We start from the raw sequence: 20,662 nt of genomic DNA, 5'->3' as shown, positions 1-20,662 counted from the left end.
TCGGCCCCGTCCGCCCCCGCGCGGAGTGCGCCGCCGGCGGACATGAGACGCCCCGCATTCACCGTCACGGCGGACGGCTCGTACGCGGCGTGGCTGGCCCTCGGCCGCGGCACGGACGGCTGGTTCCCCGAGCGCTGGACGCTGGACGGGCCCGAGCCCTACGCCGTGTCGCTGCCCGGCAGCCAGCCCGAGGAGGCCGACAGCCAGGTGCTGCCGCTGACCGACGGCCGGGTGCTCATCCGGCGCCGGGTCGCCGAGCGGTACGCACTGTCCCTGCTCTACCCCACCGGTCACGGCACCGGCGAGGTCCCCCTCGGGGCCATCGAATGCCGTCACCTCTCCCTGCTGCCCCCCGCGCCCGACGGCGCCCGCGCCTACGCGCTCGTCCTCGCCGAACGGCACACCACGCTGTGGCGCGTGCACGGCGGCGGCAACGGCCCCGAACTGCTCGCCACCATCCCCGGCCGGTGCGAGGGCGGCGCCTGGCTCGACCGCGCCGGGCGGCTGCTGGCCCTCGACCGCGAGCTGGAGGGCGTCACCAAGACCGTCGTCGTCGACCTCGGCCGGGGCGGCGAGACCAGCCCCCTGCTGCAGATCACCGACACCAGCAACGACCGGCTGCTGCTCGCCGAACCCGACAGCGGCCTGCTCCTCGTACGCTCCGACGCGCCCGGCACCGACCGGCTCGGCTGGGGCGTGCTCGGCTCCGCCCGGCCCGTCCGCTTCCCCGAGTGCCTGCTGCCCCCGGGCACCGCGCTCACCCCCTTCGCCGCCCAGCCCGGACAGGGCCTGGCCCCCGAACAGTGCTCGGTCGCCTTCCGCGTGGACCGCGAGGGCGCCGGCAGCTGGGTCGGCGTGTGGAGCGCGGCCGCCAAACGGCTGCGGCAGTTCCCCGGGCCGGTCGGCTGGCTCACGGGCGCCGGCCTGTGGACGACCGGCGGCGAACTCAAACTGCCCTTCGTCACCCCCAGCGTGCCCTGCGGCCTCGCCCGGCTGCGGCTGCCCCCGCCGGAGGACCCCGGCGGCGACCTGGCCGAACCGCTGTGCCTCGAAGCGGACGACGAGGACGAGGACGAGCCCCTCACGGGCCCCGCCGCCCTGGCCCCCGTGCCCGCCCCGCGCCCCGTACCGCTGCAGCAGGCACCGTGCGCACGCGCGTCCGGCTAGTGGGACCGGGCGGGCACCGGCTGGCTTGGTGATCAAGGTCCCGTTAGACTTGCCGGCCGGGTGGCCGGCCGCAACAACCGTGCACGGCCGCCGGATCGAGACCCTTTCCCGACCCGACGGAGTGACGTACCGCCATGTCCGACGCCGCCGCGGCCCGCACCGAGACGACGCACGAGACGGAAGCACGCGCCCCCCGGGCGACCACCCCCACCGGCACGGGCCGCCACCGCGGCCCGGTGGCGGCGGAGGACGCCGCCGCGGCCCAGGCCCCGGCGATGCCCCACGGCAAACACCGCCGCGCCCCGGGCGCGCCGGCGTAGGGCGAAGCGGAGCCGAGGAGACAGAACCCGGCGTACGGGCCGACTCGTCCGCCTCATTCTTCTCCGGCTGCCCCGCACGGGCGGACCGGAGCCGCTACCGTGGTGAGTGCCCGGGCCGGCGAACCCCCACCAGCCAGGTGAGGACGACGGCACGGGAAGGCCCGCCACTGAGGGCACAGTGGCGGACTTTCGACAGAAGGCAGTGAAGACCTGGGTGGCCCCCCACCAGTGGCTTTGGTGGGGGTACACCGTCCTCAGGTCGTCACTTTCGGTGATTCACCTCCAACCACCAGCGGATCACAGCGCCGATGGCCGCTCCCACCATGGGGGCGGTCAGCCTGTGGATCCGTCGGAGCAGGACCCTGAGGTGAGACCAGTCCTTCTTCTTGCGATGCCGCAAAGGCTCGCGCCTTTCTCCTGGGCGGGCTGTACCCACCAGCGGTCGGACCCTCCGGATGGAGGGCCCGGCCGTGGGCACGGCCGTACCCGGCGCGCCGGGAGACCGTGCCCCAGTCAGGCCCCCCCTCCAGCGAGGAAGGCCGACCGGTGGCAGGCGCCCCGGAAATCCGGCGCTCGGTTGCGACACCGGGGAGAACGCTAGCGGCCAGGGTGTGCCAACAGGGCACAATGCGGCGGTAGTTACGACTTTCAGGTAAGAAGTGGGCGTCCGGCCGCTCCCTGAGCAGCGCGCTGCCTACCCTGCCCGGCGCCTCCGTGTGCTGCCGGGCATGACGCGAACGCCGACGAGCCGGGGCCCATCGGGCCCCGGCTCGTCGGCGTGAAGCTGTGGAAAGCCGCTCCTGCCTATCCGCGCTTCTCGAACGGGCTCGGCACCGGGAAGTAGCCCTCCAGGAAGGGGGCTATCAGGGCGTTCGTGCGCGCCATGTCCTTCTCCGTCGAGACCGTGTCGTTGATGCAGAACGCGTCCATGTCCCGGTGGGCCAGCAGGCGGTTGAGCCTGCGGGAGGTGTTCGGGTGGGCCAGGTCCATGTAGACGTAGCGCAGGTCGGACGGTATGGCCTTGGCCCGGTGGTAGGCGTAGTAGTGGTGCAGGGAGGAGGCGACGGAGAGGTCGGCCGGGCTGCGGAAGCGGGCTGCGGCGGTGGCGGCGTGGGCGTCGGCGTAGCGTTCCTCGATCTCGTCGAGGACGCTGCGGCTGAGCGCGTGCGGCACGTGGCGCATCTTTTGGGTGAAGGTGGCGCCGAAGCCGTCCTCTATGAGGGCCCGGTTGTTCTTGGCCGCCGCCGCGACCGGCGGGTCGGCCGGGTTGTGGGCGCCGAGGGGCACGAGGGCGGGCGAGGGGAAGAACTTGGTGAGCCCGTTGGAGAGGAAGAAGTCCTGCGGGGTGAGGGGGCTGCCGAGGAAGACGTCGTCGTTGAAGTACAGGAAGTGCTCGGAGAGTCCCTCGATGTGGTGCAGCTGGGTCTCGATGGCGTGCGAGTTGAACGTCGGCAGCACGGCCGGGTCCGAGAAGATCTCGCGGTGGCCGACCACCCGGATGCCGGGGTGGTCGGTGTTCAGCCATTCCGGGGTCTGGTCGTCGGTGACCAGGTAGATCGTGCGCACCCAGGGCGCGTACTGATGGATGGAGCGCAGGGAGTACTTGAGCTCGTCGCGGCTGATGTAGCGCGCGTCGTTCGCGGCCTCCTCGTGGCGCTCCTCGCCCGTGCCGTCGGCCTCGCGCTGGGCGCGGGCGCGCCGGGCGGCCCACGCGGGGTCGTTGCCGTCGACCCAGGTGTAGACGACGTCGATGGGGAAGGTGATGTCCTGGGGGAGCCGGAGGGTGAATTCGGGGCGGGTGCGCACGCGGCGTCCGCGCCGGGCGGTGGCCGGTCCCTCGGCGGCGTGGCCCAGCGGGCCCGTGAACAGCTCCAGGGGCGCCTCGACGGTCTCGCCGTCGGCGTCGATCTCCTCCACCACGCCGTTGCGGCGGGGGGCGGTGAGCACGGGGCGGCCGTACGGGCCGTCCTCGCGCGTCCAGAACTGGATGTCGCAGCCGTGCTCCGGGCCGAGGACGAGCGAGCCGTCGGCGGTGGTGCGCAGCCAGGTCAGCCGCAGGACGGCGGTCTTCTCCAGCTGCCGCCAGGTGCCCGCCACGAACCCGGGCAGGGCCTGGCCGGGAGCGCCCGTACGGTCCACCGCGGCGACGTAGCCGGGGGTGCGGGCGCACAGGCGGGCCAGCTGCTGCAGGGCGCGGCGGCGGTCGGCGGCGGCCACGGCGACGGCCGGGGCGGTGCCCTCGGTCGCCCAGCGGACGCAGAAGTGGTCGATGCCGGCGTCCTCCAGCGCGGAGGTCACCAGCGACAGGGCCTCGGCACGGGCGCCGTGCGGCGTGGGCGCGGGGTCGACCAGGGCTATGTGGGCCTTGCCGTCCACCAGCACCGCGCGCGGCAGGTGCGACTCCAGGTGCCCGGCGTAGCGGCGCTGCAGCCGGCGGCCGCGCAGGCGCTGGTGGCGCTGCTGGAGGTCGAGGGAGTCGGCCATGTGCTGCATGAGGGCGCCGCGGGTCTCGACGGAGACCCGCTGGGCTATCGCGCGCCGCGCGCTCTCCGGCAGCAGCCGGCGGTAGGCCTTGACCAGGCCGGACTTCTCGGGGTTCGCCTGGCGGGGCACGGACGGCACGGCCGCCGGGGCGGGGGCGGGGCCGGCGGCGTCCTCGCCGGTCACCGGCTTCGCCGACTGGTCGAGTGCCAAGATCCTTCAACCCCTCGGTCGCACAGCCCGGTCGCGCGGCCCGCCTGGCGGCCTACGGCCCGCCGTGCGGCGACGGCCAGCTCGCGGCCCCGGAAACACAGAGAAACAAGTAACTACCAGAGCGTTTTGCGCGGAGGCAATCCGCTGCCGGGCCGTCCCCCGGCCGTGGGCCGGGGCGCGGGCGGGCGTGCAACGCGCTCCCTTCAAGGGATCCACCGCTTTTCGGGCCGTACGGTTCCGCACCGGCCGTGTGGGGAATTTCACCTGGTGGCAACGCCCCCGCAAGAGCGGGGTGGCAGGGCGAAAGCCGCTGCCGACCGGGCGGGCCACCGCGGCCCGCCCCTTACCCTGAATGAGTGCTCGTTCAGATCATGACCCCCGCGGCTCACGCAGCGGCGGACGGCCACGGGAAGCGCCCGTGACCGCCCCCCGCCACGCCCTGCGCGTGATCAAGAAGTCCGCCCGCATCGCGCTGCGCCGCAGCCCGGCCTGGAAGGTCGGGCAGCAGGTGCGCCGCCGCGTGGGCACCGGGATCGCGAACGGCCGCGACACCTACGTCGACTCCGTGCTGATGCCGGCCGCCCACGGTTCGGCGGCCCGCGTCCAGTACGCGGCCGTCCTCGACGGCCACACCCTGAATCTGCAGGCCGTGCTCCCCGCCGGCACCCCCGAGGCCGCCCCGGCCCATCTGGTGCTGATCAACGGCGCCACGGCCGTGCGCACCGAGGCCCGCCTGGAGCGCACCACGTCGGGCGAGCTCACGGCGACCGCCACCGTCCTGCTGGGCGCCGAGGCCGGTGGCCTGCCGGTCACCGTCGGCCGCTGGCACCTGGCGCTGGAGGTGGAGCGCCCCGGCGCGACCGTCCGGCTGCGCCTGCTCGGCGACGGCGCCCCGGCGTACGGCGGCCCCACCCGGCCACTGGCCGTCTGCCCGGTCACCGGCCGCCGGCACCGCCTGGGCATCACCCCGGCCGGCCAGCTGCGGCTGACCGTCGCCGCCGCCGAGCCGCGCGCCGAGGTGCTGCGCATCGAGCGCTCCTTCAGCGGCGTGGACGTGCTCTTCGCCCTGTACGGCGCCGACGCCGGCGGCACCCGTCCCGTCGTCGAGCTCGCCGAGCAGGACCGGCGCGGCGTGGTCCGGCACACGGCCGAGCCGCTGCCCGGCGACGACAGCGCCTGGCGGCTGACCGTGCCGCTCGCCCGGGTGCTCGACACCTCCCGCGCCCAGACCTGGAGCCTGCGCCTGCCCCGCGCCGCGCGCGGGGCCCGGCCGCTGGAGCTGGGCCGGCGCGGCCACGACCTGCGCGCCCCGCGCCAGGTGTTCATCCCGCCCAAGTTCACCGTACGGGCCGCGGACGGCACGTTCGTCCAGATCAAGCCCCAGTACACCCGCCGCGGCGCGCTTCGGCTCGTCTGCACACCGCGCACCCCCAGCACCCGCTGAGGACACCGCCACCGGACCGCCGCACACACGAAGGCCGCACGTGAAAATCACCTTTCTGCTGACCTCCGCCGACACCATGGGCGGTACCGAACGCGCGACGATGACCCTCGCCGAGCTGCTCGCCGAGCAGCACGAGGTGGAGATCCTCAGCGTCTTCCGCACCCAGGACGAGGCGTTCTTCGACAGCGGCGCCGTGCGCGTGCGCAACCTGATCGACACCCGCGGCGGGCAGCAGCGCCCGGTGCGGTCCGAGGCGGACGGCGGCCCGGAGCTGGCCGCCGCCCACCGGCGCCTGGCCAATGCCCCCAGCGAGCTGGTCCAGCCCGAGTGGGAGGCCGCCTTCAACCGCCTGGCCGACCTCGAGCTCGCCGAGGCGCTGCAGGACACCGACGCGGACGTGCTGATCTCCTCCACGCCCGCCCTGCTCGCCTACATGGCCCAGCTCGCCCCCCGCCACGTGCTCACCGTGCACATGGACCACCGGGTCTCCGAGCTGCGCGGCGTCACCGGTGAGCCGCTGCGGATGTACACCTCCCACATCGACGCCCTCGTCTCGCTCACCAGCCGCACCCGCGACTGGTTCGCCGAGACCCTCGGCGCCTGCGCCCCGCGCCTGGCCGCCATCGGCAACGCCCTGCCCGACGGCTTCCGCCCGCGCTCCACCCTGGAGACCCGCACCGTCGTCCTCGGCGCCCGCCTGGCCGCCGAGAAGCAGGTCGAGCACGCCATACGGTCCTTCGCCGCCGTGGCCGCCGACCGCCCCCGCTGGACGCTGCGCGTCCTGGGCGACGGCCCGCGCATGCGCGCCCTGAAGAACCTCGCCAACCACCTCGGCGTCGCCGACCAGGTGCAGCTGGTCGGCAGCACCGGCAACATGGCCGAGGAGTGGGCCAAGGCGTCCATCGCCATGCTCACCTCCCGCGTCGAGGCCTTCGGCCTCGTGCTCGTCGAGGCCCAGGCCGCCGGCGTGCCCGTCGTCGCCTACGACTGCCCCAACGGCCCCGGCGAGATCCTCACCGACGGCGAGAACGGCCTGCTCGCCCCGCTGGGCGAGGAGGGCGAGCTGGCCGACGCCCTCGCCCGCCTGATGGACGACGGCGAGCTGCGCCGCGCCATGGGCGCCGCCGCCCTGGAGAACGCCGGCCGCTTCAGCCACGACCAGGTCGCCAAGGAGTGGAACGACCTGCTCGACGAGCTCGCCGCGCACCGCTCCGGCGGCCGGCGCGACGCCGAGCGGGCCCGCCGCCGCATGCTGCAGGCCGCGGCCGACACCGCCGGCGGCATCGCCGGCGCCGCCGTGCCGCGCGGCATCGACCGCTCCTTCTCCGACGTCGCCCACAAGGCCCACGAGGTGCGCATCGAGGCGGCCCGCCCCGACGTCAAGCGCGCCGGCGGCCAGATCTGCCTCGTCCGCGAGAACACCACGCCCTTCGAGGTCATGCAGGACAACCTCGACCTGGCCGTGGACGCCCTCGACGCCCAGGGCATCGCCTACGCGGTGACGCCCACCACCCAGCTGCGGCACACCATCGCCGTCGACGGCGCCTCCCGCGACGCCTTCGTCGACGAGCTCGCCCGCCGCTACAAGGACGAGCCGGTCTACGTCGCCCTGCTCAACGCCCGCGGCTCCGTGCTGCGCACCGTCCTCGCCGGCTACCTGACGCCTTCCGTCATCCCGGCCACCTGCGTGGGCATGCGCGTCTTCCGCCCCGTCATCACCGGCGGCGGCCAGCTGCGCGTCAGCGGCGTCTACGGCTGCACCGTCGCCTTCTGGCAGGACACCGAGGACGACGAGACCACGGTCACCTTCCCCTCCGGCACCCGCTACGGCGCCACCCTGCCGCGCACCGAGCTGGCCAAGCCCGCCACCACCCGCATCGGCGAGCGCGAGTACAGCACGCTGGAGGCGTACGCCAAGACCTTCGTCGACGAGGTCGACTTCCCCATCGACGTCGTCTACACCTGGGTCGACGGCACCGACCCCGCGTGGCTGGCCCGCAAGGAGAAGACGCAGGCCGAGCACGGCATCCTGGCCGCCGCCTCCGCCGGCGCCTCCGCCCGCTTCCGCAGCCGCGACGAGCTGCGCTACTCGCTGCGCTCGCTCGACATGCACGCCCCCTGGGTGCGCACCATCTACCTGCTGACCGACGACCAGACCCCCGACTGGCTGGACACCGACCACCCGCGCGTGAAGGTCGTCAGCCACCGCGAGGTCTTCGGCGACACCGGCCGCCTGCCGTCGTTCAACTCGCACGCCATCGAGAGCCGCATCCACCGCATCGAGGGCATCGCCGAGCACATCCTCTACTTCAACGACGACGTCTTCCTCGGCCGTCCGATGCAGCCGGAGTCCTTCTTCCACGGCTCGGGCGCGGCCAAGTGCTTCATGTCGCCCACGGCCATCCCGGCCGGCGACCCCTCGCTCGACAGCGACCTCGTCTTCGCCGCGGCGAAGAACAACCGGGCCTTCATCGAGCGGGAGTTCGGCAAGACCGTCACCAACACCTTCCTGCACACCCCGCACCCGCTGCGCCGCAGCGTGCTGGAGGAGCTGGAGGAGCGGTTCCCGGAGGAGATCGGCACCACGGCCTCCGCCCAGTTCCGCAGCCGCAGCGACCTGGCGATCGCCTCGTCGCTGCACCACTGGTACGCGCTGTTCACCGGGCGCTCGCTGCCGGGCAGCATCAGCTCGGCCTTCGTCAACGTCGGCCTGCGCGAGCACCACGTCCGCCTGCACCGCATCCTCGCGACGCGCGCGAACGACGTGTTCTGCATCAACGACTACCACGACGGGGACGTGCCGGAGGACGAGCAGGCGGATGCCCTCGCGGTCTTCCTCGAGGGCTACTTCCCCGTCGCCTCCCAGTTCGAGAAGGGCTCCGAGCGCAACCGCCGCCTCGTCCACGGGGGCGAGTGACCGGCATGACGACCTCTTTTGCCCCTCGCAGGAGAACGGTGCTCGCCGCGATGCTCGCCCTCGCGGCGGCGGGCTGCACCTCGAAGACGCAGGAGCAGCCCAAGCCCGTCACCGTCACGCCCCGGGCCCAGGTGCCCGTCGGCGACGACGGCGCCTCGGGGGCCACCAGCATGCAGATCGTCGCCCACCCCGACGACGACCTGTACTTCATGAACCCCGACGTACGGCAGTCCATCGACGCCAACGACAAGGTCGTCAGCGTCTACCTCACCAGCGGTGAGGCCGACGGCCGCAACAAGGTGCCCGGCCGCAAGGAACGCCTCAAGGCGGACTTCGCCGGCTACGCCGGCGCCCGCCAGCAGGGCCTGCGGCAGGCGTACGCCCTCATGGCCGCCGGCGACCCGCACGCCGAGTGGAAGCGCGGCGTGCTGCCGCTGCCCGGGGGCCTGCAGGCCGAGACCGACACCCTCGTCAGCCACCCCGGCGTCGTCCTGGTGTTCCTCGGCATCGCCCAGCACACCGCGGACGACAAGGCCGGCGGCGGCAAGGACGTACGCCTGCCGGCCCTGTGGGCCGACCCCAAGGCCGTCGGCAAGACCCGCGTCGCCGCCGGCTCCACCGTCCAGGAATCCCACCCGGTCGACCGCGGCGCCGTCATCGACGTCCTCGCCGCCGTCCTGGACCACTTCCGGCCCACCCTGGTGCGCACCATGGACCTGGACCCGGACATGCAGGTCCACGACGGCCGCAACCGCCTGCACCACGACCAGGCCGGCTACTCCGACCACCCCGACCACACCGCGGCCGCCCTCTTCACCTACGCCGCCCTCCAGCGCTACCGGGGACCGGGCAAGGGCGCGCACTACACCGTCACCGCCTACCGCGGCTACTACAACGAGCGGTGGCCGCAGAACCTGCCCGACGCCGCGGTCCGCCGCAAGGTCGCCGTGCTCAACGCCTACGGCGGCGCCCCCGGCTCCTGCGACTTCCCCGCCGGCTGCGGGGACTACGACGTCGGCCAGAACCGCGCGTACGGCACCGGCTGGGCCCAGCGCACCAGCTACCGCTACCCGGGCAACGCCACCTGGGTGCTGCCCGACGCCGACGGCCGCCTCACCGCCTTCGGCGTCCTCGACCAGCAGGCCGCCCTGTGGCACGAGAGCTCCGCCGGCAGCGGCAAGTGGCAGGGCCCCAAGCTCCTCGGCGGCGGCCCCCTGCTGCCCGGCCTGACGGCCGCCCTCACCCGTGACGGGCGCTGGCAGGTCTTCGCCGAGCGCATCACCGGACTCGGACCGGGCCCCGACGACAACAGCCGCGAGCTCGTCGTCGCCGAACAGGACCGCAAGAACGGCGACTTCGGCCCCTGGACCTCCCTCGGCAACCCCGAGGACCGGGCCGCGCGCGGCCGCCGCGTCGGCGGCCCCGTCGTCGCCCGCAACGCCGACGGCTCGGCCCAGCTCTTCGCCCGCAACTGGGCCAAGGGCGTCGCCACCCGTCACCAGCAGCCCGACGGCACCTGGACCCCGTGGACCCAGCTCGACGGCGGCGCCGAGGTCCAGGAGGGCCTGGCCGCCGTCACCGACGCCAAGGGCCGCATCCACGTCTTCGGCTCCGGCCACGAGACCGTCCACCACTGGGTCCAGCGGCAGCCGGGCGGCACCTTCGAGCACCTGCCCACCAAGCTCCCCCTGCCCGCCGACCCGCCGGCCGCGCTGGCCCGCCCCGACGGCTCCCTCCTGCTGGTCATCCGCGAACCGAAGACCGCAACCCTGCTCGCCTACCGGCTCCCCGCCGGCACCACCGAGTGGGAACGCCTCCAACTGGGCCTGGCCGCCCGCGGCTTCGGCCCCGCCACCCTCCTGCCCGCGGGCGAGCACACCCTCGTCGCCGCCCGCAACGACAACGGCTCCACCAGCCTCGCCCTGTGGCGCACCGGCAAGACCCCCCGCTGGACCACCCAGCCCGGCCTGGTCGTCGGCACCGCCGCCCTGGGCACGGCCAAGGGCAAGAAGCACACGGTGGCCTGGCTCGGCACGGACGCAAAACTGCACGCGGCGGGCGTGAAGTAGAGCGCGCGCCGTTGCCGCGAACGGGTCCGGCCCCTCACCTCGCATCGAGGTGAGGGGCCGGACTGCTGCTTCTACGAGCCGGTCAGGAACCGGGCCAGAACACGCGGGCGTCGGCGAGGGCGCCCTTGCCGTCACCGGCGTACCAGCGCAAGCTGCCACGGCCCCAGCGGGCGAAGAGGTCGCCGTTGCGGTCGCCGTTGAAGTCACCGCCGAGGACGACCTGCATGGTGTCCCACGTCGCGTCGCGCCACATGTCGCGGCCGTTGTCGAACGTGCCCTTGTCGTTGCCGGCGTACAGGGCGAGGCCGCCGGCGGTCGACACCGCGGCGATGTCGTCACGGCCGTCACCGTTGAAGTCACCGGTGGCGATCTGCTTCTTGGTCCAGGTCTTGTCGCGCCACATCTCGTGCCGCTGGCCGCTGAGCGTGCCGTCGGCGGCGGTGGAGTACGCCATCAGGGAGCCGTCGTCCCACTGCGCGATGAGACCGTCGCGCTGCCAGCCGTCCGCCTTGTAGCGGGCGACGAGCGGAATCCTGCCCCAGGAGGTGTCGGACCAGGCCTTCTTCCGGGGCGCGAGCTTGCCGCTGTCGGTGCCGACGTACAGCTGCAGGGTGCCGTCCGGGTCGACGGCCAGGATGTCGGCCTTGCCGTCGCCGTTGAAGTCACCGCCGATGATCTTCTTCTTGCCGTCCCACGTGTTGTCGTTCCACAGCGCACGGCCGTAGCCGAGCGTGCCGTCGGGGCCGGCGTAGAAGGCCTGCAGCGAGCCGTCCTTCATCACGGCCGCGACGTCGGTACGGCCGTCGCCGTTGAAGTCGGCGGTGGTGACGACATTGGTGATCTGGTCGGACTTCCCGGTCAGCCGCAGCTGCTGGATCCAGCCGTTCACGTCGTCCACGCGGGCGGAGACGGCGCCGGTACGGGTCTCGTCGGCACCGAAGCAACCGCCCTGCCAGGAGCCGCTGTTGACGGCGGCGATCTCGACGCGCCCGTCCTTCTCGCGGAAGGCCGGACCGCCGGTGTCGCCCTTGCACACACTGGCGTCCGCCGACTTGCCGGCGAGGTCGACGGTGGTGCCGGAGACACCGCTGACGCCGAAGACGGCGGTGTGCAGCAGATCCGGGACCCACTCGTCCTTGGTGCGCCCGTAGCCCGTGACGCGCAGCTCGTCGCCCGCCTTGGGCTCGTAGCCGGCCACGCCGGCCGGGGTGATGCCCGTGACGGCCCTGGCCAGACGCACCATGACCACGTCGCGGTCACCGCGCGGAACGAGCTCGACCCCCTCGACCGTGGCACCGCCGTCGCGCCCGAGGTCGGTGCGACCGACGGTGACGACGGTCTTCATCTTCGGGGCACCACCGGTGATGCGGAAGCCCTGCGAGGGATCGTCGGCGAAGCAGCTGGCGGCGGTGAGCACCCACTGCTCGTCCACGAGCGCACCACTGCAACTGCGCTTGCCCTCACCGAGGTCGAGCCGCGCACTGAACGCGTACTGCCCGTCCTTCGCCTCGTCGCCGACGACGGCGAAGGCCGGGGTGGCGGCGCCGACCGTTGCTGCGACGAGGCCGGCGGCGGTGGCCGCCCGGGCAACGCGCGAACGCTTGTCAAACATGAAGAGAAAGCTCCTGGGATTCTGCAGAAGTCTGCGGAAAAGGGGCGGGCCGCCCCTTGGCGGAGGGGCGGCCCGGTTTCGTCAGGGGGGTCAGCCGACGAGCTGGACCTCGCCGATGGGCCCCTTGTCCTTGGAGGGGATGGCGTTGGGGGTCACGTTCGGGTAGTAGCTGAGGTCGGTGGTGTCCCAGCGGACGAGGATGTCGTTGAGACGGCCGCCGGGCTTGGTGAAGTTGCCGACGGTGATCTGGGCGGCGTGCGTCCAGTGGTACTTCTCCGGGGTGACCTGGACGCGGCCGTGGTCGCCCTTGGTGTCGCCGCCGGGGAAGACCTGGGTCTGGCCGTCGTTCCAGCGGATCATCAGGTCGGCGGTCTTGCCGCCGGTGAACTCGATGGCGTTGATCTGGACGGCGTTCTTGAAGCCGTCGTTCTTCAGCGTGAGCTGCGTCTCCTTCTTCACGCCGTTGACGTCGGTGTCGGTGTACATCGACGTGGAGCCGTCCTCCCACAGGACGAGGAGGTCGTCGCGCAGGGCGTTGGCGGTGAAGCGGCCGGAGGTGATCAGGCGGGCGTGCGACCACCAGGAGCCGGGCTCGGCGAGGGTCTTCTCCTCGTGGAAGCCCTTCTCGTCGACGTGGGTGTACGTCGAGAGCTTGCCGTTGGCCCAGCGCACGGTGATGCCGTCGGTACCGCTGTCGGTGTACCGGCCGCCGGTGACCGCGACGGCGTTCTTCCAGTAGCTGCCTGCACCCTCGAGCGGGATCTCACGGGTGAAGGGGTACTTCGGGTTGTCGTAGTCGGCACCCTGGAAGAGGCTCGCGGAGCCGTCCTTCCACGCCACGAACAGGTCCATGCGGCGCTTGCCGGTGGGCTCGCTGGTGAAGTAGCCGGACGCCAGGTGCGCGGCATTGCCCCAGCCGCGGCGCGGCAGCAGCGTCTGCGCGTAGGTCTGCTGGACCCAGTCGGCCACGTCGTCGACGCGCGTGCTGCTGACACCCTTGCGGGTCTCGGCCTCGTCGACGCCGAAGCAGCCGCCCTGCCCGGAGGCGTTGTTGACGGCCGCCAGCTCGAACACGCCGTCCTTCTCCCGGAAGGCCGGGCTGCCGGAGTCGCCCTTGCACGTGGTCGCGTCGGCGCCCTTGCCGTCCAGAGAGAGCGAGGCGCCGTTGATGCCGCTGACACCGAAGGCGGCGGAGTGCAGCGCGATGGGCGCCCACTCGTCCTTGGTGCGGCCGTAACCGGCGATGCGCAGCTCGTCGCCCTGCTTCGGCTCGTACTTCGCGAGCTCGACCGGCTTGACGCCGGCCACCGGGGCCTTGAGCTTGACCATGACCAGGTCGCGGTCGCCACGGGGAACGAGCTCGGTGGCCTCGACAACGGTGCCGTTGTCGTGCGTCAGGTCGGTACGGCCGACGGTGACGACGGTCTTCAGCTTGGGCGCACCGCCGGTGATACGGAAGCCCTGCGAGGGGTCATCGGCGAAGCAGCTCGCGGCGGTGAGCACCCACTGGCTCTCCACCAGCGCGCCGGTGCAGCTGCGCTTGCCGTCACCGAGGTCGAGCTTCGCGGTGAAGGCGTACTGCCCCTCCTTGGCCTCGTCACCGACGACAGCGGCGGCGGGAGTGGCGATGGCGACACCGGCGGCGACAGAGGTTGCGAGAACACCTGCTATCCACGCGGTGCGCGGACCCTTGCCAGACATGTGATTCCTTGTGAGGTGAGCTGGGAACTGCGGAGGTGCCGGGCAAGTCTGTGGCCCGGGGCGTCTCGTGCTACTTCTTGGCGACGATCTCGAGCAGGGTGAACTCGCGGCGCTGCGGGTCGGCGCTCTGGCCGACGGGGGTCCAGGTGTTCTTGTCCAGCTTGAAGGACTTCTCCTGGTTGTTGGTCACCATGTTGAGGTTGACGTCGTAGTCGTTGCCCACTGCGCCGTAGACACTGGGCAGTTCCAGACTCAGGTAACCGGACTTGCCGGTGACACGGAAGCAGAAGCGGCCCTTGCCGACCGTGTCGATGTCCTGCATCTGCCGCGCCGAGACCTCGATCAGGCCGGGCCGGCTGTCGCAGGCGACGAGGGTGATGTGGCCGTCGCCGCGCTTCAGCTTGATGCCGCGCTCCTTGAAGATCTTGTCGGCCTGGGGGTACTCGAAGTCCTCCACGGTGGTGGTGGGGGCGGCGTCGGCCATGGCGGTGCCGGTGCCGGTGAGCACCGTCACGGCCGCCACGGCGCCAGCGGTGAGGGCGCGGGAAAACAGTCGCATCGGTATGGTTCCTTGCCTGTCGATAAGCGTGGGCTGAGAATCTGCGCACGGCTGGAGCTGGCGCTTGCCTGTCCTGCAAGGAACCCGGAGGGCTGGTCGGACCCCCCAAGCAGCCGGTTCCGCGGCCTGACGGCGCGTTGGCTGTCCCCCTACAGCTCGGACTGGCGAGCTATTGATATCACCCGTCGCACTTGCCCCGAAAGCGGGGTTGCCATGCACTCGGGCCGCCTGGGGCGGCAGTGGGCGCTCTGGTCGGCATGCGATGATTCACGCCACACACCCCTTGGAACAGTCGATGTGGCGGTGGATCAGCAGGTGCTCCCGTTCTGCCCTGATATGGGGTGAGGCGGAAAACATACCTTCCCGTCGGTCCGCCCTATACGATCAAGTGCTGTGTTGCGGCAATTGCCGCGACATGGCGGGTCATTGACGGCCCGGCAACTTTCGAGGGGATATGACCAGTATCAGACACATACCTGCGCGCAGCGGGAGCCTGCGCGCGCGGTTCATCGGTGCAGCGGCCCTGACCATGGCCGCGACCGTACTCGGTACCACCGTGGCACAGGCCGTTCCGGCCACGCCTGACGGTCCGCCGCTTCCCGACAACGCCAGGGCGCAGACGGTGGACGCGTGGGTCTACGGCGGGATGTCCACCAAGGACGCCGCGGCCAAGGCGCTGACCGGTTCGGACGACGACCTCAAGACGTTCCTGCAGAAGGGGCTCGACCGGGCCCGGGCCGAGGACGAGCGCTTCGCCATCCTGACGATGCTCAGCTCTGCCGGCGACGGCTTCCGGGCAGCAGCCTCGAAGGCGCTGAGCGGTACGGACGCGGACGTCCACGAGTTCGTGAAGTCCGGTTACAAGAACCCGCTGAGCGACGACCGACGCGTTGCCGTCCTGGCGGCCATGGCCAATGCAGGGGACTCCGTCCGCGCTGCCGGGGACAAGGCCATGAAGGACGGATCGCCCCAGGCGCTGGAGGACTTCCTGCGCCGGGGTCGTGCGGTGGCTCAGGAGGAGGACGAGCGCGTCCAGATCCTGACCATCATGAACGCCGGTGGGCCGCAGGTGAAGAAGCTCGGCGACCGCGCTCTGCGCGGGGACGCCCAGGACCGCCGGGACTTCCTGGACACCGGTCAGCACCTGGCGCGCCAGCGCGACCAGGAGACGCTGACGGTCACGCAGCTGGCCAAGCTGGCCGAGGACGCCGGTAAGCGGGCCAAGTCCGAGACCGACGCGGCCAAGGAGGCCTCCGCGCGGGCAGAGGACGCCGCGGCCAAGGCCAAGGAGGCCGCGCTCAAGGCTGCCAAGGAGGCCGCGGCAGCCAAGAGCGACCTCAACGAGGCCGGTCGGGCGGCCAACCGGGCCGCCGCTGCCGCCGAGGGCGCCGCCGCCGCTGCCCGGACGGCCATTCAGGCCTCCAACACGGCCGTCTCGGCGGCCCGCACGGCTGCTGCCGCCGCCCAGGCCGCGGCCTCGGCCGCTGCTGCGGCGGGCCAGGCCGCTTCGCGCGCGTACTCGGCCGCCGCGGCTGCCGCCGGGAATGCCAGCCAGGCCTCCGCCGCCCGCGAGGCCGCCCAGGCCGCCCGCGACGCCGCTGCCGGCGCACGGACCGCCGCCGCTGCCGCCGAGCACGCCGCGGACGCGAGTGCCGCCGCCGGCGCCTCCGGCGCTGCCGCCGCCCGTGCGGCACAGAACGCCGCCGATGCCGCCGAGGCTTCGGCCGACGCGAGTGCCTCCGCGGGGGAAGCGAGCGCCCAGGCGCAGCGCGCCCGTGAGGCTGCCGGTGTCGCCCGCAGCGCCGCCGCCACGGCCACCGCGGCCGCCGGCCGGGCCCAGTCGCTCGCCAACCAGGCCGCCTCTGCCGCCCGTGACGCCAACCGTGCGGCCAACAGCGCCGCCAACCACGCCGAGAAGGCCGCCGCCGCGGCCGACAAGGCCGCTGCCGAGGCGGGCAAGGCCCAGGACTGGGCGAACAAGGCCACAGAACACGCCAACGCCGCCATCGAGGCGGCCAAGACCGCGTCCGACGCGGTCGAGCAGGCGCAGAAGGTCGAGAAGCTGGCTCGCGACAGCGAGAAGGCCGAGCTCGACAACCAGACCAAACTCGGCATCGAGGAAGCCAAGGCCCTCAAGCAGGCCGAGCAGGACGGCCGCGACCAGGTGGCGGAACTGCGCAAGCAGGCCGGCGCCAATGACGAGGCCACCCGGCAGCTGCTGGCGAAGGCTGCTGCGACCGATGACAGCAAGTCCGCGGCCGGTCTCGGCCGTCAGGCCGCCGTCAAGCTGATGGACAACACCGGCACGTGGACCCGGCAGGCGGCGCAGGACGCCCTCGCCGGCACCGACAGCGACGTTGTCTCCTGGGTCAAGCGTGACTACCAGCGTTCCGTTCAGCAGGACCGCCGCGAAAAGGTTCTCGCCCTCGCCAAGGTGGGTGGGCCGGTCCTGGCCGAAGCCGCCCAGAAGACGCTCGCGAGCGGTGACCCCGCGGTCGTGGAGAAGTTCCTGACCGACGGTGCCTACGACGTGCAGACCGAGGACTACCGCATCCAGGTGCTGTCGCTGATGAACGGCGCGGGACCGGCCGTCAAGAAGGCCGGTGACGCCGCCCTGCGCACCGGCAGCGTCAAGGCGCTGAACGCCTTCCTGCTGGAGGGCTACCAGAAGGCCCAGGCGGAGGACGACGAGGTCGAAACCCTCACCATCATGAACAATGGTGGGGACAACGTGAAGGCCGCCGCCCAGGTCGTGATGAACGGTCCCAGCTGGATGCGGCACGACTTCGTGACGCGCGTGCAGTACAAGGCGGCCCAGAAGGACATGGACACCGCGACCCACGTGGCGTCCATCAGGGCCATGATCGCCACTGCGGCAGGCAACGCGTCCCTGGCCAACCAGAACGCCGCTCTCGCCTACGAGGTGGCCCTCAAGGCGCGGGACAAGGCCACCGAAGCCGGTGAGTGGGCCACCAAGGCGCGGGCATCGGCCAACGACGCCAAGGGCTACGCCGAGCAGGCTCGTGCCAAGGCCAAGGAGGCCGATGCCTCGGCGGATCGGGCCGCTTCGTCGGCCCAGAAGGCCAAGGACGCCGCTGCCACGGCGCAGCGGGCGAGCCGCCAGGCGAACTACTCCGCCAGCCAGGCCATGGCCTCCGCCGAGCAGGCCGCCGCCTCGGCCGCCAACGCCCAGGCCTCGGCCGCCAGCGCGAGCCGGTCCGCCACCGCGGCCGGTCGCGACGCCTCGGCCGCGGCTGCGGCCGCCAGTGATGCGCGCGACATTGCCGACCGCAAGTACGCGCAGGAGCAGGCCGCGGCCGCGGCCAAGGCGGCGCAGCAGGCGAAGGAGAACGCCGCCAAGGGCGTGAACCCGGCGGACAACTCCAAGTACGACAAGCCCGGCGAACCGCATGTCCCCACCGACAAGGAGGACACGAAGTACTGGGCCGACTTCTTCAACCACATGAGCACGGCCCTGGGCACCGCGGCAGCCATTACCGCCTTCATCCCGGCGGCCGACCTCGTGGTCACCCCCGCCCTCGGTGCGCTGTCGATGATCTCCGGTGGTGTGGCCGCCGCCCTTTACTGGTCCATCGACGACAAGGGCGGCATGATGAGCGCCCTCACCGGTATGGCGCTCGGTGGCGTCGGTAACCTGGCGAGCGGGGGAATCAAGCTCGGGGCCGAGGTCCTGGGTGGTGCCGGTGCTGCTCTGTCCAAGGTCGAGCGGACCACGCATGCAGTGAGCCAGGCCATCTCCCCTATCGTGGGCATGTTCACCTGGTGACACGCTGGTAATGAGCTGAACTGTGGGCCCGCGGGCTCGGGCCCACAGTTCCAAGGAAGGCAATAATGCACGCCGCTCCCTCTGTTCCGCTGTACGTATGGTGCGTTGCCGCAATTGCGGTCACCGCCATTTTCTGGGCTTTCTTCGTGCCGCTCATGCCCAATAAGCAGTACCGGCTCAGAATTGCCTCGGCGCCGCTGGCGGGGGTCGTGTTCGTCGCACTGGCCTCGGTGGCGAAGGACGACGGCCCCGAGGTGGCATTGCCGATCTACTCCTGCGTGGTCCTCGGCATCGTCCTCGGGTTCGTCGGACGCCGCACGGAACTGAAGGAAAAGTCCCTCAACATGGCAAGGAACGGCGAGGGCAAGGAGAACGCCCTGTCCGCTGGGCTGCAGCTTCAGCTCGTCCTGGTGATCGTCGTCATGGCCGCGGTCGGTACCTGGTTCTCCATGCCGAGGTGATCAACGGCAGGTCGTGCACGTGGAAGCCCTCCGGCCCCGAACGGGTCGGAGGGCTTTCCTGCGGTGCCCGATGGTGCCGCTACCACCCGCCCGTCAGCCGCAGGGGTCGGCTGAAGTCCGCGCCGCCCCTGTTCACCCACTCCCGCAGGACGCCCGACTCGTCGTCCCGCGCCAGCAGGTGGGCCGTGCCGCCGCCGTAGAAGGTGCCGGCCGTTGTTTCCGAGTAGTGCCAGCCGCCCGTGAGGGGTTTGTCCTTGTCGGGGCGGGTGAAGGTGCCGTCGCCGTCGCCCGTCCAGAGGTAGAGGTTGTCGGCGGCGTCCTTGGCCAGCAGGTCCGGGCGGCCGTCTCCTGTGACGTCGCCCGCCGTCGTCTGGGTGTAGTTCCAGTCGCCCGACATGAACGTCGCATCGCTGAGCGTGCCGCCCCGCCGGCCCGTCCAGCGGTAGAGGTTGCCCTTTGCGTCGCGGGCCAGGATGTCGGCGATGCCGTCTCCGTTGAAGTCGCCGGCCGTGGTTTCGGTGTAGTTCCAGTCGGCGCGGATGACGCGGCGGGCCTCGAAGGTGCCGTTTCCTCGGCCGGGCCAGAGGTAGAGCTGGCCGTCGGGGCCCTTGGCGATGAGGTCGGCGTTGCCGTCGCCCGTGAAATCGCCCGCTTCCGTTTGCGTGAAGTTCCAGCCGCCCGTGAGGGGTTTGTCCTGGTCGGGGCGGGTGAACGTGCCGTTGCCGTCGCCTTTCCACAGGTAGAGGTTGGCGTCGGGGTCGCGGGCGACGACGTCCGCCGTGCCGTCGCCAGTGAAGTCGGCTGCCGTCGTCTGGGAGTGGACCGGGCTGAACGGGGTCGGCGGTACCGGGCCCGAGAGGGTGTCGGCCAGGGCCCGGGTGCCGTTGTCGGTGAAGTGGAGTTTGTCCGCGTCGGTGCGGTAGACCGTGAAGAGCCGGGTCGGGTCCAGTGGGTCCTGGGTGGCCCTGTCGAAGTCCACGACCGAATCCACGTCCCGCGTCGTGCGGATGTAGGCGTTGACCTGTTGGCGTACCGCCTCCCGCTCGGGCGTGTAGTTGTGGTTGCCCTTATATGCCGGAATTGTCGCGACTGTTATGGGCAGTCCTGCGGCGTGCGCGCGTTCTGCCAGTTGCCGGATTCCGGCGATCAGGTCGGCAGCCTTTGCGTCGTTGACGATGTCGTTGATGCCCTCGTAGAGGACGACGGACTTCACGTTCGGCTGGGCCAGCACGTCGCGGTCGAAGCGGTCGAGCGCGCTCACTCCGTACGCGGCACGGGCGCCCGGGCCGAGGATGCGGTTGGCGGAGATGCCTGCGTTCGAGACGCCCATCGGCCGACCCTGGGCGCGCAGGGAGCGCGCGTAGGCGTCGGTCCAGCGGCGGTTGGTGTCCGGTGTCGTGGCCGCGACGTCGGTCTGCGAGTCGCCGATGGCGACGACGGTGCCGGGGTTGCCGTCCGCTGTCACGTCCAGGCCGCTCAGGAAGGCCCAGTGATTCCACGTGCCGGGGTAGTTCGCGCTGCCTGCGTCGTCCGTGCGGTCCGCTGCATCCGACGTGTACGACGTCGTCCAGGCATCCGGGTGGTACGGCGCCGTCCGCACCGGATCCGGCAGATGGACGCTCACCAGCAGGTCCTCGTCGGCCTTCACCGGGAACGCCACCGGATCGCTGTAGGCGCTCTGCCCGGGCCGCAGTACGAGCTGCCGGCTGCCCCCGAACGTCAGGCCCACGGGTCGGCCGGCGGCTGACGCGCCACCGGAGCGGTGGGCCAGGGTGGCGTGGCCGATGGTCACCGGGTCCTGGCTGAAGGTGTTGCTCAGCTGTATGCGCGCGGTGCTGCCGCCGATGGTCGTGTGGACGACCATCCGCAGCGTCTGCCGTCCGGCCACCCCGGATTCCTCCGGAGGGGCCGCGGCGGTCAGCGCCGTGCCC

Annotated in this window: 12 protein-coding genes; 7 read left to right on the top strand and 5 right to left on the bottom strand. The window is 72.1% G+C overall.

What is annotated here, in order from left to right:
• Positions 1-42 precede the first annotated feature (42 nt).
• Entirely contained in the window at positions 43-1,167 is a 1,125-nt protein-coding gene (locus AC27L3_RS09700) for a hypothetical protein (RefSeq protein WP_487233587.1), read from the top strand.
• Positions 1,168-1,301: 134 nt separating this feature from the next.
• Positions 1,302-1,487 carry a hypothetical protein gene (locus AC27L3_RS09695; protein WP_487233586.1) on the top strand — a complete coding sequence of 62 codons (186 nt, stop codon included), beginning with the start codon at positions 1,302-1,304 and terminating at the stop codon, positions 1,485-1,487.
• Positions 1,488-2,291: 804 nt separating this feature from the next.
• Here the strand turns inward: AC27L3_RS09695 and AC27L3_RS09690 are convergent.
• Positions 2,292-4,181, bottom strand: a complete 1,890-nt coding sequence (locus tag AC27L3_RS09690; protein ID WP_487233585.1) for a stealth family protein — start codon at positions 4,179-4,181, stop codon at positions 2,292-2,294.
• A gap of 418 nt (positions 4,182-4,599) precedes the next feature.
• On the opposite strand from AC27L3_RS09690, the gene AC27L3_RS09685 reads away from it, so the two are divergent.
• From AC27L3_RS09685 to AC27L3_RS09675, 3 genes are read left to right on the top strand one after another with little or no spacing between them, the layout of a single operon-like run.
• Positions 4,600-5,625 (top strand): hypothetical protein, encoded by a 1,026-nt coding sequence (locus AC27L3_RS09685; RefSeq protein WP_487233584.1) that lies wholly within the window; start codon positions 4,600-4,602, stop codon positions 5,623-5,625.
• A gap of 40 nt (positions 5,626-5,665) precedes the next feature.
• Positions 5,666-8,542, top strand: coding sequence for a stealth conserved region 3 domain-containing protein (locus AC27L3_RS09680; RefSeq protein ID WP_487233583.1), 2,877 nt, complete (start codon positions 5,666-5,668; stop codon positions 8,540-8,542).
• A gap of 5 nt (positions 8,543-8,547) precedes the next feature.
• Positions 8,548-10,611: a PIG-L family deacetylase gene (locus AC27L3_RS09675; RefSeq protein ID WP_487233582.1), complete on the top strand. Its 2,064-nt coding sequence runs from the start codon at positions 8,548-8,550 to the stop codon at positions 10,609-10,611.
• 82 nt (positions 10,612-10,693) lie between these two features.
• On the opposite strand, the gene AC27L3_RS09670 is transcribed toward AC27L3_RS09675, so the two are convergent.
• The 3 genes from AC27L3_RS09670 to AC27L3_RS09660 form a co-directional block, all read right to left on the bottom strand.
• Positions 10,694-12,223, bottom strand: a complete 1,530-nt coding sequence (locus tag AC27L3_RS09670) for a trypsin-like serine protease (protein ID WP_487233581.1) — start codon at positions 12,221-12,223, stop codon at positions 10,694-10,696.
• 90 nt (positions 12,224-12,313) lie between these two features.
• The gene (locus tag AC27L3_RS09665; RefSeq protein ID WP_487233580.1) at positions 12,314-13,924 is read right to left on the bottom strand and encodes a S1 family peptidase; all 1,611 of its coding nucleotides are present in this window, start codon (positions 13,922-13,924) and stop codon (positions 12,314-12,316) included.
• A gap of 70 nt (positions 13,925-13,994) precedes the next feature.
• Positions 13,995-14,483: a hypothetical protein gene (locus AC27L3_RS09660; RefSeq protein ID WP_487233579.1), complete on the bottom strand. Its 489-nt coding sequence runs from the start codon at positions 14,481-14,483 to the stop codon at positions 13,995-13,997.
• A gap of 454 nt (positions 14,484-14,937) precedes the next feature.
• Here AC27L3_RS09660 and AC27L3_RS09655 point away from each other — a divergent pair, with 454 nt between their 5' ends.
• Together AC27L3_RS09655 and AC27L3_RS09650 are read left to right on the top strand one after the other, a co-directional pair.
• Complete coding sequence (locus AC27L3_RS09655; protein ID WP_487233578.1) at positions 14,938-18,270, top strand: ALF repeat-containing protein; 3,333 nt, start codon at positions 14,938-14,940, stop codon at positions 18,268-18,270.
• A 65-nt stretch (positions 18,271-18,335) separates the two neighbouring features.
• On the top strand, positions 18,336-18,731 hold the full coding sequence (locus AC27L3_RS09650; RefSeq protein WP_487233577.1) for a hypothetical protein: 396 nt from the start codon (positions 18,336-18,338) through the stop codon (positions 18,729-18,731).
• Positions 18,732-18,810: 79 nt separating this feature from the next.
• Here the strand turns inward: AC27L3_RS09650 and AC27L3_RS09645 are convergent, their stop codons facing one another.
• Complete coding sequence (locus tag AC27L3_RS09645; protein WP_487233576.1) at positions 18,811-20,619, bottom strand: FG-GAP-like repeat-containing protein; 1,809 nt, start codon at positions 20,617-20,619, stop codon at positions 18,811-18,813.
• Positions 20,620-20,662: the final 43 nt, after the last annotated feature.

The sequence above is a fragment of the Streptomyces sp. PKA51 genome (genome assembly GCF_057552455.1).
The sequence above is the reverse complement of the archived record's forward strand: the minus strand, read 5'-3'. Positions and strand labels throughout refer to the sequence as shown.

What these genes read in the sequence shown, in the direction of transcription:
- AC27L3_RS09700 (WP_487233587.1), top strand. Translation starts at nt 43, where the DNA reads ATGAGACGCCCCGCATTCACCGTCACGGCGGACGGCTCGTACGCGGCG.
- AC27L3_RS09695 (WP_487233586.1), top strand. Translation starts at nt 1,302, where the DNA reads ATGTCCGACGCCGCCGCGGCCCGCACCGAGACGACGCACGAGACGGAA.
- AC27L3_RS09675 (WP_487233582.1), top strand. Translation starts at nt 8,548, where the DNA reads ATGACGACCTCTTTTGCCCCTCGCAGGAGAACGGTGCTCGCCGCGATG.
- AC27L3_RS09670 (WP_487233581.1), bottom strand. Translation starts at nt 12,223, where the DNA reads ATGTTTGACAAGCGTTCGCGCGTTGCCCGGGCGGCCACCGCCGCCGGC.
- AC27L3_RS09665 (WP_487233580.1), bottom strand. Translation starts at nt 13,924, where the DNA reads ATGTCTGGCAAGGGTCCGCGCACCGCGTGGATAGCAGGTGTTCTCGCA.
- AC27L3_RS09660 (WP_487233579.1), bottom strand. Translation starts at nt 14,483, where the DNA reads ATGCGACTGTTTTCCCGCGCCCTCACCGCTGGCGCCGTGGCGGCCGTG.
- AC27L3_RS09655 (WP_487233578.1), top strand. Translation starts at nt 14,938, where the DNA reads ATGACCAGTATCAGACACATACCTGCGCGCAGCGGGAGCCTGCGCGCG.
- AC27L3_RS09650 (WP_487233577.1), top strand. Translation starts at nt 18,336, where the DNA reads ATGCACGCCGCTCCCTCTGTTCCGCTGTACGTATGGTGCGTTGCCGCA.